The organism is Exiguobacterium sp. SH0S1, from assembly GCF_004337165.1.
Lineage (GTDB): Bacteria > Bacillota > Bacilli > Exiguobacteriales > Exiguobacteriaceae > Exiguobacterium > Exiguobacterium aurantiacum_A.
The window spans coordinates 44,877-59,504 of the sequence record NZ_SJVC01000001.1 but is presented as its reverse complement, the minus strand read 5'-3'; the positions used below and the strand labels follow the sequence as shown (position 1 = coordinate 59,504).

13 protein-coding genes are annotated in these 14,628 nt (G+C 54.4%); 6 read left to right on the top strand and 7 right to left on the bottom strand.

The genetic code is table 11. The features are described from left to right. The first annotated feature begins 31 nt into the window (after window positions 1-31). Window positions 32-1,249, top strand: a complete 1,218-nt coding sequence (locus EVJ20_RS00290; protein ID WP_131465575.1) for an MFS transporter — start codon at window positions 32-34, stop codon at window positions 1,247-1,249. Window positions 1,250-1,274: 25 nt separating this feature from the next. On the opposite strand, the gene EVJ20_RS00285 is transcribed toward EVJ20_RS00290, so the two are convergent. The 4 genes from EVJ20_RS00285 to EVJ20_RS00270 form a co-directional block, all read right to left on the bottom strand. Continuing rightward, window positions 1,275-2,369 carry an MBL fold metallo-hydrolase gene (locus EVJ20_RS00285; RefSeq protein WP_236633728.1) on the bottom strand — a complete coding sequence of 365 codons (1,095 nt, stop codon included), beginning with the start codon at window positions 2,367-2,369 and terminating at the stop codon, window positions 1,275-1,277. A 90-nt stretch (window positions 2,370-2,459) separates the two neighbouring features. Beyond that, window positions 2,460-3,038 (bottom strand): SCO family protein, encoded by a 579-nt coding sequence (locus tag EVJ20_RS00280; RefSeq protein WP_442899269.1) that lies wholly within the window; start codon window positions 3,036-3,038, stop codon window positions 2,460-2,462. Between the two features lie 13 nt (window positions 3,039-3,051). Then, complete coding sequence (locus tag EVJ20_RS00275; protein ID WP_131506781.1) at window positions 3,052-3,471, bottom strand: disulfide oxidoreductase; 420 nt, start codon at window positions 3,469-3,471, stop codon at window positions 3,052-3,054. After that, entirely contained in the window at window positions 3,468-4,139 is a 672-nt protein-coding gene (locus tag EVJ20_RS00270; protein WP_131465579.1) for a DsbA family protein, read from the bottom strand. The genes EVJ20_RS00275 and EVJ20_RS00270 overlap by 4 nt, the downstream gene beginning before the upstream one ends. Before the next feature lie 153 nt (window positions 4,140-4,292). Between EVJ20_RS00270 and EVJ20_RS00265 the strand changes: the two genes are divergently transcribed. Beyond that, window positions 4,293-5,888, top strand: a complete 1,596-nt coding sequence (locus EVJ20_RS00265; protein WP_131504828.1) for a diguanylate cyclase domain-containing protein — start codon at window positions 4,293-4,295, stop codon at window positions 5,886-5,888. 36 nt (window positions 5,889-5,924) lie between these two features. Here the strand turns inward: EVJ20_RS00265 and odhB are convergent, their stop codons facing one another. Further along, entirely contained in the window at window positions 5,925-7,196 is a 1,272-nt protein-coding gene (odhB, locus tag EVJ20_RS00260; protein ID WP_131465583.1) for a 2-oxoglutarate dehydrogenase complex dihydrolipoyllysine-residue succinyltransferase, read from the bottom strand. 18 nt (window positions 7,197-7,214) lie between these two features. After that, on the bottom strand, window positions 7,215-10,061 hold the full coding sequence (locus tag EVJ20_RS00255) for a 2-oxoglutarate dehydrogenase E1 component (protein ID WP_070327795.1): 2,847 nt from the start codon (window positions 10,059-10,061) through the stop codon (window positions 7,215-7,217). 334 nt (window positions 10,062-10,395) lie between these two features. Between EVJ20_RS00255 and EVJ20_RS00250 the strand changes: the two genes are divergently transcribed. The 4 genes from EVJ20_RS00250 (at window position 10,396) to EVJ20_RS00235 (ending at window position 13,369) form a co-directional block, all read left to right on the top strand. After that, window positions 10,396-11,328: an ABC transporter ATP-binding protein gene (locus tag EVJ20_RS00250; RefSeq protein ID WP_131465585.1), complete on the top strand. Its 933-nt coding sequence runs from the start codon at window positions 10,396-10,398 to the stop codon at window positions 11,326-11,328. Beyond that, window positions 11,306-12,043: an ABC transporter permease subunit gene (locus EVJ20_RS00245; protein WP_070327797.1), complete on the top strand. Its 738-nt coding sequence runs from the start codon at window positions 11,306-11,308 to the stop codon at window positions 12,041-12,043. The genes EVJ20_RS00250 and EVJ20_RS00245 overlap by 23 nt, the downstream gene beginning before the upstream one ends. A 124-nt stretch (window positions 12,044-12,167) precedes the next feature. Then, window positions 12,168-12,362 (top strand): hypothetical protein, encoded by a 195-nt coding sequence (locus tag EVJ20_RS00240; protein WP_236633421.1) that lies wholly within the window; start codon window positions 12,168-12,170, stop codon window positions 12,360-12,362. 56 nt (window positions 12,363-12,418) lie between these two features. Then, window positions 12,419-13,369: an arsenic resistance protein gene (locus EVJ20_RS00235; protein WP_236636138.1), complete on the top strand. Its 951-nt coding sequence runs from the start codon at window positions 12,419-12,421 to the stop codon at window positions 13,367-13,369. Here EVJ20_RS00235 and EVJ20_RS00230 read toward each other — a convergent pair. Beyond that, complete coding sequence (locus EVJ20_RS00230) at window positions 13,366-14,616, bottom strand: MFS transporter (RefSeq protein WP_131506779.1); 1,251 nt, start codon at window positions 14,614-14,616, stop codon at window positions 13,366-13,368. The two genes, EVJ20_RS00235 and EVJ20_RS00230, sit on opposite strands and share 4 nt — an antisense overlap. Window positions 14,617-14,628: the final 12 nt, after the last annotated feature.

Here is a 14,628-nt window from a genome sequence, read left to right as displayed (position 1 = left end):
TATTAACTGATAAGAATCGAGGACTTAACATATGTGGAAAAATCGGAACGTCTGGATCATCTTGACCGGGGAGTTCGTCGCCGGTCTCGGGCTTTGGCTCGGCATCATCGGCAACTTGGAGTTCATGCAGGAGAAAGTCCCGTCCGACTTCGTCAAGGCGCTCATCCTCGCCGGGGGGCTGCTCGCTGGCGTCGCCATCGGACCGCTCGCCGGTCGTCTCACCGATCAGGGCTCGAAAAAGAAAATCATGCTCATCTCGAGCATCGTCCGGGCGCTCAGCGTCCTCTTCATGTTCGTCGCCATCGAGACGGGAAGCGTCCTGTGGATGGTCGTCTTCCTCGTCTTCTTGCAAGGGTCGGCCGCGTTTTACTTCCCAGCGCTCCAAGCAGCGATCCCGCTCATCGTCAAGGAACGCGAGCTGCTCGCCTTGAACGGGGTCCATATGAACGTCTCCACGCTGTCCCGGGTCATCGGAACGGCCATCGCCGGGATTCTGCTCACGCTCATCTCACTGCGGGACGTCTATGCGCTCTCGCTCGTCGCCTACTTGTTGCTCGCTGTCGCGACGTGGTTCTTGAACATCGACGAGACGACGACACCGTCCGCCCGAAAAGTCGATACAAAGTCGTCAGGCGGATTCAAGGACGTCTTCCCGATCATCAAGTCGATCCCGGTCATCTTCATGACGCTCGTCATGACGCTCATCCCGCTCCTCTTCATCGGCGGGTTCAACCTGCTCGTCATCAACATTAGCGAGCTGCAAGATTCGACCGCGATCAAAGGCTGGATTTATACGGCGGAAGGGATCGCCTTCATGGTCGGCGCGTTCGTCATCAAACGGATCGGTGAGAAGTTCTCCGTATTCTCAATCTTGTTCACGTTCTCGTTTTTGATCGGGATCGCTCAGCTCATGCTGTACTTCGCCGACATCCCAGTCGTCTCGATCGCAGCGTTCGTCTTGTTCGGCTTCTCGGTCGGTTGTTTCTTCCCGACCGCGGTGACGATTTTCCAGACGCGGATGCCGAAAGACTATCACGGACGCTTCTTCTCGTTCCGGAACATGCTCGACCGCATCGTCTTTCAAGTCGTTCTGCTCGTCACCGGCTTCTTCCTCGACTTGATCGGTCTGCAGCTCATGGTCGTCTTGTTCGGGGTAAGTTCAATCGCGATGACCGCTTCCTTCCTCGTCTATACGCGGAAACACAAGCTTTATATCGAAACGGACGAGACCGAACGGATCTCGTCCTAACAAAACAAGCGCTGACCGAATTCGGTCAGCGCTTGTTCATGTCCTCGATGTCACGCCACCACGTGTTTGTGTCGTTGCGTCCGTCGAGCGTGATCCGTTCCCCGATCATCGGAGTAAGTACGTGTTCTTGCGGCAACAACTGCGTCATCTGTTCGGCCGGGTCGTACCAGGCGTGGAACGATAGCGTGAACGCGCCCCAATGGATCGGCAACATCTTATCGGCCCGCACGTCGCGGAACGCCTGAGCCGTCTCTCGTGGCTGCATGTGCACATCCGGCCAACGCTCATCGTATTGCCCGCATTCGAGTGCCGCGAAATCGAACGGTCCGTACTCGTCCCCAATATCTTTAAAGTGAGGACCGTAACCGCCGTCGCCGCTAAAGAACAAGCGGTCCGTCTCACCGATGACGACCCATGACGCCCAAAGCGTCGCATTGCGGTCGGTGAGCGATCGACCCGAGAAGTGACGGGCCGGCGCACAGACGAACGTCCACGTCCCGAACTGATACGTATCGCCCCAATCGCGTTCGACGATGCGTTCGGCCCCGACGCCCCAACGTTTCAAATGGCTGCCGACGCCGAGCGGGACGATGAACATGGCGACTTTGTCTTTGATCGCTTGAATCGTCGCATAGTCCAAATGGTCGTAATGGTCATGCGTCAGCAAGACGACGTCGATTGACGGCAAATCGTCGAGCTCGAACGGCAAGTCCTCGCTGAACCGTTCATTCTTCGCGAACGGGAGCGGTGACGGACTCCGGCCGAACATCGGATCGACGAGCATCGTCTTGCCGTCCATTTGAACGAGCATCGCTGAATGGCCGAGCCAATAGATGCGGGTGAAGCTCGAGCCAAGTGTCTCGGTGAAGTCGATCGGGACGACCGGCAACCGCACGCTCGGCTTCCGGAGCGAGTCCGGATGCAAAAATTCTTTCGACATCGAGATCATATCATCGCTTGAAAACCGCATCGGTGTCTCAAGCTGATTGCGGAACTTGCCGTTGACAAGATTCGGCGACTGGAGCGCTTTTGGCTTGCGTCCGAGCGGCTTATATTGTGTGAGTGCTGTACCCGTCACAGCAGCCAAACCCATCAATGAAACGAGTAGTGTTTTTTTCAAAAATATCCTCTCCTCTATTGCTTATTATACGGCAACATGCCGGATTCCCCTGTTTTTGAATACGCAAAAAAGGACGACATCGCGTCGCCCTCAAGATTTCTGTAAAATTTTAATATCGTTGACGATATCCTCGATCGGTACGTCTTGGAACCCTTGGTACGCCTTGATGATTTTCCCGTCTTGATCGACGAGATAGAACCATGTCGCGTGATCGACTTGCGTGCCTTCGTCGGGCTTGCGGACGAGCGCCTTGAAGTTCTGTTGCGCGAACGCCTCGATCTCGTCTTGCGAATAGCCGGTCAAGAACTGCCAGTCGGCTTCTGCCAAGTCGTACCCGGACATGAACTGTTTAATCTTATCCGGTGTGTCGACGGTCGGGTCGACGCTGAACGACACGAACTGGACGTCCTCGACACCTTCTTCGACGAGCGCTTCATTTAGCTTCGTCATGTTGTATGTCATCGGCGGACAGACGGTCTCACAGTTCGTGAACACGAAGTCGGCCATCCACACTTTCCCTTTCAAGTCGTCGAGACTGACCATCTCCTCGTTCTGGTTCATATAGTCGAACGATTCGATCTCCCAGTTGAGCGGGTCTTCAATCTCATTGCCGCAAGCGGCGAGCACAATGAGTAAACTAACTAGCCCGATCAGCATCCATTTTTTCAAACGTTCCATCCCCTTACTTGTCCGTTTTTATGTTGAGCATTAATAGCGTGATGAGTGTGAACGCCGTGAGCGCGAGGAACGGGATCGTCACGAAGCCGAACCAGTTGATGTACTGCACGTTACACGGCACACCTTCGACACACGGTTTGATGTCGGCAAACCCGGGTACTTTTTGCACGAGATAATGGTAAAGTGAAATCATACCGCCGCCGATTGCTAGCGGCAATACATATTTCTTCACTTGACGATCGTTCGTGAATACAGCCATACCGAGCACGAAGACGAGTGGATACATGAAGATACGTTGGATCCAGCACAGTTCGCACGGGACGAACTCGCGAATCTCACTGAAGTATAAACTGCCGAGCGTCGCCGTGAGCGCGACGAGCCAAGCGAGATACAAGCCGTAGCGGCTCAAGAACGACTGCTTCATGGTGCCCCTTGTTCAATCAATCGTTCGATCGCCTCATAGTCGAACGGGTCTTCTAGCATGACGCCGTTGATCATGATCGACGGCGTGAACTGGACCCCGTATTCTTTGACGAATCCGTCATCTAGACTCACCTGTTCGAGCACGCTCGAGTTTTCACTCAAGTCGTCTTCGAACTTCGCCATGTCGACCGACGTCGTCTCGCCTGCGATCTGCTTCAATCGCTCGACCGTGACCCACGCCTCGTCGTGCTGCTGGCTCGCCGGTTGCGCGTCATAGAGTGCCTTATGGAAGTCCCAGAACGCATCCGGGTCTTGCTTATAGACCGATTCTGAAGCGAGTGACGCCAAAATCGACTCTTGTCCGTGGAACAAGACGTTGATATAGCTGAAGCTCGCGTCACCCGTATCGATGTAGTCCGCCTTTAGCTGCGGATAGATCGTCTCGCCCCATTGTTTACAAGACGGACATTTGTAGTCCCCGAACTCGACGACCGAGACCGGTGCGTCCGCTTCCCCGAGCGTCGGTTGCCCGTCTGTCGGCACGTGCTCGCTCGTAGCCGGCGCCGCCGTCTCTGCCTGCTCGGCCGGTCGGTTCAAGAGAACGACCACGACCGCGATGAGTGCGACCGCGATGAGCGTCCCGACGACCAATGCTTGATTTTGTTTCATTCGTCTCACCTCTATTTTTATCGATTCGTCTTTCATTATAGCGAAAGCGCTATCCGATTCCACGAAATCGACTTGTTTATTACCGACTTTGCTTCAAGTCGTCCATATTTTGACGATGAATAAAGTGAATGTTTATTGTAGGAGGAACTATTTATGAAATCGTTCTCGATGCGCCTCGGGTTAATCTTGGCACTCAGCATTGCCAGTCTCGTCTTTATTCTAACACTCGCCTTAACGTATACGATCAGCGAGCGTTCAGCCGCGTCGCTTGAACAAGAGATCGGGGAACGTCTGTCGACGACATCGCACCAGCTCGTCGATAAGCTCGACTTTTATATGTGGTCGCGCTATCAGGAAGTCCAATTGCTCCAAGGACTCGACGCCTTGAACGAACCGCGCGAAAGCCGGGCCCTTCTCGATGAGGTCCAAACGAACATCCCTGCTTTCTCGTGGATGGGGGTGACCGATGCATCGGGGACTGTCACCGCCTCGACGGACGGGATTTTAGAAGGGATGTCGATCGCCGAACGTCCGGTCTTCTCGGAAGCGCAACAACAACCGTTCATCGGGGACGTCCACGAGGCCGTTCTCCTCGCTGAAAAACTCCCCAATCCGAGTGGAGAACCTCTCCAATTCGTCGACATCAGCGTCCCAATCGTGCGCGACGGTGAATTTAAAGGCGTCTTGGCGACCCACCTGAGCTGGGAATGGGGAGAAGAAGTGCTCCAGCACTTTAACCGCACGTTGCACCATCACTCGGACTATACCGACATGTTCGTCGTCAGTGGACGTGACAACACCGTGCTGCTCGGTCCCGATCATCTCGTCGGAACAACGCTCCCGACGACGCTCGAAGACGGTTGGCATGTCGAGACATGGGAAAATGGAACGTCATACTTGACCGGTGTCGCTATCGGAGAAGGGTACGACGACTACGCCGGTCTCGGCTGGAGTGTCGTCGTCCGGCAACCGGTCGACGTGGCGTTCGCCCCCGTCACGTCGCTGCAAAACAACATCTTATGGATCGGTCTCGTCGCCTCGATCGTGACCGCCCTGCTCGGTTGGCTGCTCGCCTTGTTCGTGACGCGGCCACTGCAAAAAATCACTGAGACGGCGACGCTCATGAAGCAAGGAAAAGCGAAGACGTTCCCGCATCAATCCGGCATCCATGAGATCGAGTCGCTCGCGTTCGCCCTTGAGTCACTCGTCACGTCGCTGACCAATTCAGAGACCGAACGGGTCCGCTTCGAATCACTCGCTAACCACGATGTATTGACCGGTCTCGCCAACCGGACGGCGCTCCGTCAGTACTTGAATGACGCACAACTGACAACGAACGACTATATCTGCTTCTATATCGACCTTGACGGCTTTAAAGCAGTCAACGATACGTACGGGCACGCGTCAGGCGACGAAGTGCTAGTCGAGATCGCCGACCGGCTGAAGCAACTGCCTCTCGAAGGGCTATACCCGGTCCGATTGAGCGGAGATGAGTTCTTCCTTCTGTTCGAACGAAACAACCGAAGTGACCGCGACGTCCAGCAGATCGGGGAAGATGCCATCGCCGCGTTGTCCGCACCCGTATCGTTTGACGGCGGGACGGCTGCTGTCGGTGTGAGTATCGGCGCTGCGCTCTGGCATTCAAACACGCCGCCGCATCTCACCATCGAACGGGCCGACCAGGCGCTCTACCGCTCGAAAGCGAGCGGCAAGAACCAGATCACGCTCGATGAGACGCTGCTTGCATAAGAAAGGTCCATGTCACTTGCGACATGGACCTGTTTTTTACGCTTCGAACAACAACTGTTCTGGATCTTCAATCATATCTTTAATGTGTTTGAGGAACGTCACGGCCTCACGACCGTCGACGATGCGGTGGTCGTATGAGAGCGCCACGTACATCATCGGACGGTTCTCAATCGTCTCGGCGTCGATCGCGATCGGACGAAGTTGGATCGTGTGCATTCCGAGGATAGCGACTTGCGGTCCGTTCAAGATCGGTGTCGATAAGAGTGAACCGAACACGCCGCCGTTCGTGATCGTGAACGTGCCGCCAGTCAGGTCGCTAAGCCCGAGCTTATTGTTGCGCGCCTTGTCGGCAAGATGGATGATATCCTTCTCGATCTCGCCAAAGTTTTTACGGTCCGCTTCCCGGACGACCGGGACGACGAGTCCGTCCGGTGCCGATACGGCGATGCCGATGTCGTAATATTTCTTCAAGACGATCTCGTTGCCTTGAATCTCAGCGTTCAAATACGGCATCCGTTTCAGAGCCGCGACGGCCGCTTTCGTGAAGAACGACATGAAGCCGAGTTTGACGTCGTTATCTTTAATGAACTTCTCTTGGCGACGTTTCCGGAGCGCCATGACCGCCGTCATGTCGATCTCGTTGAACGTCGTGAGCATCGCCGCCGTCTGTTGGACTTCGACGAGACGGCTCGCGATCGTTTGACGACGACGCGTCATCTTGATGCGCTCTTCGTCTTTGCCGCTCGCGACCGGTTGTGGTGCCGCAGCCGGTGCTTTCGGTGCTTCTGGCTTTGGAGTCGGTGTTGCGTTGTGGTTCGACACGTCATGGACGTTGATGCGGCCGATCGGGTCGTTCGTCTGAACGGCCGAGAGGTCGATCCCGCGCTCACGAGCGAGCTTGCGTGCCGCCGGTGTAGCGATCGGGCCTTTACCTGGGCTTGCTACGTGCTCTTCACGACGCTCGACTTTTTTCGCTTCGCCGACTTTTTCTGTTTTCGTCTCGGCTGGAGCCGGAGCAGCTTCTGTCGCTGCTTCCGTCTTCGTCTTCGTCGCGACGGCCGTGCCGCCGGCTGAACCTGAACTTAAGCGGGCGATGACTTGACCGACTTGGACCGTGTCGCCTTCCCCGGCGAGTTGTTCTTCTAACGTTCCCGACTCATCGGACGGCACTTCGATGTTGACTTTGTCTGTCTCGAGCTCGACGATGGCCTCCCCTTTTTCAACATGGTCGCCTGGCTGCTTGAGCCAAGACGCGACCGTTCCTTCCGTAATGGACTCTGCTAATTCCGGTACTTTAATTTCGATCACAATGAGTTCCCCCTTAACTTATTTACGATCTTTTTGGTATGTGCTCGCTCCAGCCGCACTTGAGACGGCGTCACGGGATAAGGCTTCACGGATGATGCGTGCTTGTTCTTGTTTGTGTGCTGTCGGATTTCCTTCAGCCGGGCTTGACCGGCGACGGCGCCCGATGTAACGGACGTTCAGACGGTTCGATGTCACCGCTTCAAGACGCGGCTCGATGTATGTCCAAGCTCCCATGTTTTTCGGTTCTTCTTGTACCCAGACGATCTCTTTGGCGTTCGGGTAGCGACTAATGACGTCGCGAATCTCACGGACCGGGAACGGATAGATTTCTTCGACGCGGATGATGTGGAGGAAGTCGAGTGACTCCTCTGATTTCATCGTCGCTTCTTGCAGATCGATCGCCATCTTCCCTGAACAGAAGACGAGGCGTTCGACTTTGTCCGGCTGTTCGCCAAGACCTGTTTGTTCGACGATCGGGCAGAAGCTGCCATCTGACAACTCTTCGACCGTTGAGGCTGCAAGTGGATGACGAAGCAGGCTCTTCGGTGTCATGATGATCATCGGTCGGATTTGCTCAGTACCAAGCATCTTCGCCTGACGACGCAAGATGTGGAAGTATTGGGCAGCCGTCGACAAATTAGCGACCGTCCAGTTCTTTTCACCGGCGAGCGTCAAATAACGTTCCATCCGCGCGCTCGAGTGCTCCGGACCTTGTCCTTCGTAACCGTGCGGCAATAGCATGACGAGACCCGATTTTTGACCCCATTTCGCACGACCAGCCGAGATGAACTGGTCGAACATGACTTGGGCCGAGTTGGCAAAGTCACCGTACTGCGCTTCCCACAACACGAGCGTATCTTGTGCGAACACGTTATAGCCGTATTCAAAGCCGAGCACCGAGCCTTCCGAGAGCGGGCTGTTGTGCACCGTGAACGAGGCTTTCGCCGTCGACAACTCGTGGAGTGGCGAGAATTTCTTGCCGGTCTCGACGTCGTTCAACATGATGTTACGTTGCGCGAACGTCCCGCGCTCTGAATCTTGACCGCTCAAACGGATCGGTGTCCCGTCCGAGATGATCGAGGCGTAGGCGAGCGTCTCGGCATGGCCCCAGTCGATCTTCCCATTGTCCCCGAACGCGTCACGACGACGGTCGAGTACTTTTTGAAGCTTATGGAACAAGCCGAACCCTTCAGGCCAGACGAGCAGCTCATCGTTCAACTGTTGCAACAAGTCGCGTTCGACTGCCGTATCGACGTAAGGGAATCCTTTATAGACTGCTTCCGGCAAGACGATGTCCGCATCTTCTTCCTCAGCCGGGACGAGGTCGCGCGCTGACTTCAAGCGATCTTCAATCGATTGTTCGATCGTCGCTTTGTCTTCTTTCGTCATGACGCCTTCTGCTTCGAGAAGATCGGCATAGACGTGACGGACCGATTGATGTTCTTTGATGGCTTTGTATAGAACCGGGTTCGTGTTCATCGGCTCATCCATCTCGTTGTGTCCATAGCGGCGGTAGCCGACCAAGTCGACAAGGATGTCTTTATGGAACTTGGCACGGTATTCGCTGCACAATTTCGCGACGGCGACACACGCTTCCGGGTCGTCGGCGTTGACGTGAAAGACCGGGATCTCGTAGCCTTTGGCGATATCGCTCGCATAACGTGTCGAGCGCGAGTCGCTCGGGTCGGTCGTGAAGCCGATCGTATTGTTGGCGATGACGTGAACTGTGCCGCCTGTCCGGTAGCCCGTCAAGTTCGTCATGTTGAGCGTCTCGGCGACGATGCCTTGGCCTGGGAACGCGGCGTCCCCGTGGATCAAGATCGAAGCAGCCTTGTCATCGTGTTGGACCGGCATCCCTTTTGCAGAGCGGTCGTCTTGCGCGGCACGCGTGTAACCTTCGACAATCGAGCCGACGAATTCAAGGTGGCTCGGGTTGTTGGCGAGGTTCAAGCGGACTTCTTTCTTCTCATCTAACACGCGGCGATCGAGTCCAAGATGGTATTTCACGTCGCCCGACCAGCCGAAGTTGATGCCGATCGAACCTTCTGACGGAATGAGTTCTTTATTCGGTGCGTGCTGGAACTCGGCAAAGATCATTTCGTACGGTTTACCGAGCACATGGGCGAGGACGTTCAAACGTCCACGGTGTGCCATCCCGATGTTGATGTGTTCCGAACCGCTCGAGATGAGCCGTCCGACCATCGCGTCAAGGAGCGGGACCATGCTGTCGAGTCCTTCGATCGAGAAACGTTTTTGTCCGACGTACGTCTTATGAAGGAACGATTCGAACAGTTCCGTCTCGGCTAAACGCTCGAACAACTCAAGCTTCTCTTCTTTCGAGTACGCGGCTTTCAATGCGCCTTGCTCGATGCGGCGGCGAATCCAGCGCTTCTCTTCCATATCATCCAAGTGGCGCAACTCGATGGCTACCGTCCCTGTATAGACGTCGAGTAAATGACGGACGAGTTCAAGTGCGTTCGCGCCGGGCTTCGGTACGTCTTCTGACAGCAAGTGTGCCGGGATCTGCTCGAGGTCTGACTCGTTCAACCCGTAACGGTCGAACACAAACAACCCGTGCTCACGCGGATGGTCCTTGAGCGGATAAATATCAGCCGCTTTATGACCGAGCGCCCGGATATCGTTGACGAGCCGAGTCGCCGCCACGATTTTCTCCAAATCAAATGAAGCGACCGGTGCGACCGGTACCGCTTGTTCGGGTGAACCGTTCTCATCAAAGTAACGACGCGTCTCCGCATCGACCGATTCTCTGTCTTCCAAATATTGCTCGTACAATTCAACGATGTAGCCTAAGTTTGGACCATAAAATGTTTGCGATTGCTCGCGACCGTTCGACGACTCTCCCATTGAATAAATCCCCCTGTCCGTTCCTATGCGCCCGATGTGTGAACGCTTTCATTTTTTAAGGCCGCACGAATCAGTTCATCCATCTGATTCAGGCCGTGAAAAGAGCCAAATCTTGCCTCTTACTCTCTTCTTCATACTACACCTTTCCAGGTCGAAAGACCCTTTCAAATTCACAATTCGTCCATACTAATTCAATAAGTTTTACTTATCGACTAATTGTGAAAGTTGTCGTTTGATTCAATTGTTTCAAAAAAAGGTGAAACCTTCTTTCAGTCTTGTCGTATACAATGTTAGCAAGCTTGGAAATAAATCTCAACGAAAGCAAGGTGACAACATGTTATCCGTCCAAAATGTCCACAAAAAACTGGGCCAGACGAACGTTCTGACCAACGTCAGCTTCGAAGTCACGCCCGGCGAAATCTTCGGCTTCCTCGGTCCGAACGGTGCCGGAAAGACGACGACGATCCGTATCATCACCGGTCTAATGCCGGCAACGCACGGCTCCGTTACCGTCGACGGGTTCGACGTATCAACCGACCGCCAAGAGGCGCTCAGTCGCATCGGTGCCATCGTCGAAAACCCGGCGTTCTACCCTTACTTGACTGGTCGAGAAAACTTGATCCACGCCAAGAATTTGATCCCCAATTTGAAAAAAGTCGACTTGAACGCCCTTGGGGCACTCGTCGGGCTCGAATCGAAGCTCGACATGAAAGTCAAACAGTACTCGCTCGGAATGAAGCAGCGGCTCGGGATCGCCCGTGCGCTCCTCCACAATCCGAAAGTGCTCATTCTCGATGAGCCGACGAACGGGCTCGACCCGGCCGGCATCGCCGACCTGCGCAACTACTTACGGCACCTCGCCGAGCACCGCGGCATCGCCATCTTGATCTCGAGCCACTTACTTAGTGAGATGGAACTGATCACGGACCGGTTCGCAATCATCGACCACGGTCAAATCAAATCGGTCCAAGACGGGACGACGCGTGAAGAAGGCGTCATTCTATGTAAAGTATCACGCGAGCAAATGAACGAGGCGCTCGACGCGGCCGCCATGCTGTTTGACGATGTGAAAATCGTTCAGCAATCGGCTGAGACGTTCCTCGTCCCCCGCCCTGAGACGGATATCCCGGTTCTATTGAAACGACTCATCAATCAAGACATCAACGTCTTCCAAATCGGGATGAAGTACGAGACGCTCGAGGATCAATTCCTCAAAGTGACGAAGAAAGAAGGAGGAACGAACAATGCGTTCATTACTAGCCAATGAGTTTATGAAATGGCGGCGCACGATCAAGCCGCTGATCGCCCTCGGCATGTATACCGGGATTATCATTTTAACGTACGTCATCGTCACGAGTGGAAACGAGTCGGGAGATGCGACAACGTTCGTCAACTATGCCACGATGGCCGCGATGACATTCCTCGGCATCTTCACGATCGTGTTCACCGCTGAGATGATCGGGAATGAACTGAAGTTCGACACGTTGAAACACTTGCTCATGAGTCCGTACTCCCGTGACCGGATCTTGCTGTCGAAACTCGTTGCCGCAATCCTGATCATGCTCGCCCAGTTCGTGTTCATCCTCGCCGTGACGTACGGCTTCGCTTTGACGCTTGACGGGAACTTGACGTTCGAGCAGTTCCGTAACGTCCTACTCAGCGTGTCGAGCGGCGTGTTCGTCATCTTCTTGACGCTCATGTTCTCGGTCGTCTTCAAATCGGTCGGTGTCGTCATCGGTTTTACCGTACTCGCGAACTTCGTCTCGACGATGATCGGCGGCCTCCTCATCGCATGGAAGCCGGCCATTGCTAAATGGATCGTCTTTTTGCACACGGACTTGTCTATCTATTACCAAAGCCCAGGCTTCATGGAGACGATGGACGTGACGATTTGGTTCTCAGCGTTTTACGTGTTGATCCACATCATCGCCTTCTATATCATCACGGCGTTCATGTTCCGCAGCAAGACGTTCGCGGAATAACCTGCCTCTCTCTATGAACGTGACAAAACCTCTGACTGTCGGACACACAATCCCAACATTTCAGAGGTTTTTTTGTTTGATGATACGGTATTCTAGGTATAGAAACGTTAAAGGAAGTGGTATGATGTATCTCACAATCGGATTATCGCTAGTCGTCTGCTTGATCGCCCTCGTCTTCACGATCATGGTCGGTCTCGGAAAAGACAAATCAGACTATAGCCAAAAGAAAAGCTGGTCGCTCGTGTCTTGGACGTATATCGTCCTATTCCCGGTCTCATTCGTGGCGCTCGGACTGCTATACTATTTCATCACTCGATGACTCGTTCATCGGGTTTTTTTGTGGTACGTTTTTGCTAATGGAAAAGAGGTGGCCCTTTGAGTCGATTCGAGAAATTATACCCCATATTCATACTTCTATCTGTTTTGACTGGTCTCGCGTTCGGGACGATCGAGACGCTGCGTCGAATCGCGGACGGTGCGATCGTTCCATTGCTTATGGCGATGCTATTCTTTACGTTCATTCAAATCCCGTTCGCCCAAATCCGGCATTCGTTTTCAAACCGCACGTTCACGATCACGAGTCTCGTCCTCAACTTCGTCTGGACACCCGTCTTCGCATTTGCACTCGCGAGCGTCTTCTTGTCCGACCACCCGGCGCTTTGGATCGGGTTCATCATGCTCATGGTCACGCCATGCACCGATTGGTATATCGTCTTCACCGGTCTCGCGAAAGGCGACGTCGTCGCCTCGCTCAGCATCTTGCCGCTCAACCTTATACTTCAACTCGCGCTGTTACCGGTCTATCTTTATGTTTTGACAGGGACGTCGAGCGTGATCTCAGTTTCGGTGTTCCTACATAGTCTAGCCGTTTTAGCGATCCCGCTCGGCTCAGCGATTGGACTGAGGTACTTTCTCGCCAAGTCGAACCAGTTTCGGCGGCTCGCGCGCGTCAGCTTATGGCCGATCATCTTGTTAAGTCTCGCCGTCATGTCGATCTTTGCCTCACAAGGGCGGCTCTTGATCGAGCACGTCTCGATCCTCGGATTGTTAATTGCACCGTTGCTGTTATTTTTCATCGTCAATTTTGTCATAAGCCGCCGTGTCGGCAAGAAACTGTTGCGTGAAGACGCGGCCGTGACAAGTCTACAAATGACGACGCTCGCGCGGAATTCACCGATCGCGCTCGCCATCGCGACGACCGCATTCCCGAACGAGCCGCTCATTGCCCTCGTCTTGGTCATCGGGCCGTTGATTGAATTGCCGGTGCTCGTCGCCGCTTCCTTCGTGATCCGGCGACTAAACCGAGCCGAACGTCGACTCGGTTAGCGCACGAGCGTCGGTTTGACGGCGAATGAGGCGGCGAGGATGCCGATGACCGGGAAGACGAGCGAATACCAAATGATCGACTCGTAGTTGCCGAACAAGTCGTAGGCGATCCCGAACGGCAACGGTCCCACCGCCGAGCCAAGTACCATGACCGACGTCGCCAGGCCGCTGATGCTGCCGAGCGCGGCCCGACCGAAGTAGTACGGCCAAACATAGTTTAAAGCGATGCGCTCAAAGCCATTGCTGATGCCCCAGATCACCCCGAACAGCATCGCGATTGAGAACGTCGACGTATATTGCAGGATGATCATAAAGATGATCTCGGTCACAAAAATACCGATCAATACATAATTGATTTTCACGACATCGATGATCCGTCCCGCGACGAACGTCACCGGGAAGCCGAGGATCGCCATCAAGCTCAAAACGATCGCGGCCGTCACCGGTGGTAGGCTCTGCTCTTCAAAAATTGAGATCAAGTGGAACGTGATCGCTGTGTTGACGAGCGCCGGGATGCCGATGCACGACAAGATCAGCCAAAAAGCACGTGTCTTGAGCGCTTCTTGGAACGTGAAATCGACGTCGATATGAATCGGTGTCGTCGTCGATTTATTGCTCGGATGAGGATTCGTCCCTCCGTCCGGCAAAAGTCCGATGTCTTCTGGGCGGTTGCGGACGAAACGATAAGCGAGCGGTGTGAACAAGACGAGCACGAGCAGTCCCCACACTTGCCACGTCGTTTGCCAACCGATCAAACCGACGAGCCAGACGTTGAGCGGCGGAAAGACGGCCGAGCTCAAGAACCCTCCGATTGCCATATAGCTGAGCGCCTGGCCACGCTTCGTGATGAACCACTGCGGGACGAGCGTGTTCGGGATGAGCGTCATCGACCCTTGCCCGAACAGGCGGAGCATCCAGATGCCGAAGAAGAGCATCGTCAAGTTCGTGACGTAACTGTTGAACAGACAAGCGACCGCCAGCAATATCGAGGCGATGACCATCATCGCCCGTTGCCCAAAGCGGTCGATCAATCGACCGACGAAAAATAAACAGGCTGCCGAGGCGAGCGTCGCGGCCGAATAAACGCTCGATACTTCAGAGCGCGACCAGCCAAAATCGGTTATGTATTGGTCGATAAAAACTGAGATAAAGTACGTCTGACCGGGACCCGAGAAAAATACACCGAGGCCCGCGATCATGACCATATACCATCCGTAGTAGGATGGTTTTCGAAGTCTTCGCATCATCTTGCTCCTTTT

What these genes read in the sequence shown, in the direction of transcription:
- EVJ20_RS00290 (WP_131465575.1), top strand. Translation starts at nt 32, where the DNA reads ATGTGGAAAAATCGGAACGTCTGGATCATCTTGACCGGGGAGTTCGTC.
- EVJ20_RS00275 (WP_131506781.1), bottom strand. Translation starts at nt 3,471, where the DNA reads ATGAAGCAGTCGTTCTTGAGCCGCTACGGCTTGTATCTCGCTTGGCTC.
- EVJ20_RS00270 (WP_131465579.1), bottom strand. Translation starts at nt 4,139, where the DNA reads ATGAAACAAAATCAAGCATTGGTCGTCGGGACGCTCATCGCGGTCGCA.
- EVJ20_RS00265 (WP_131504828.1), top strand. Translation starts at nt 4,293, where the DNA reads ATGAAATCGTTCTCGATGCGCCTCGGGTTAATCTTGGCACTCAGCATT.
- EVJ20_RS00255 (WP_070327795.1), bottom strand. Translation starts at nt 10,061, where the DNA reads ATGGGAGAGTCGTCGAACGGTCGCGAGCAATCGCAAACATTTTATGGT.
- EVJ20_RS00250 (WP_131465585.1), top strand. Translation starts at nt 10,396, where the DNA reads ATGTTATCCGTCCAAAATGTCCACAAAAAACTGGGCCAGACGAACGTT.
- EVJ20_RS00245 (WP_070327797.1), top strand. Translation starts at nt 11,306, where the DNA reads ATGCGTTCATTACTAGCCAATGAGTTTATGAAATGGCGGCGCACGATC.
- EVJ20_RS00240 (WP_236633421.1), top strand. Translation starts at nt 12,168, where the DNA reads ATGTATCTCACAATCGGATTATCGCTAGTCGTCTGCTTGATCGCCCTC.
- EVJ20_RS00230 (WP_131506779.1), bottom strand. Translation starts at nt 14,616, where the DNA reads ATGATGCGAAGACTTCGAAAACCATCCTACTACGGATGGTATATGGTC.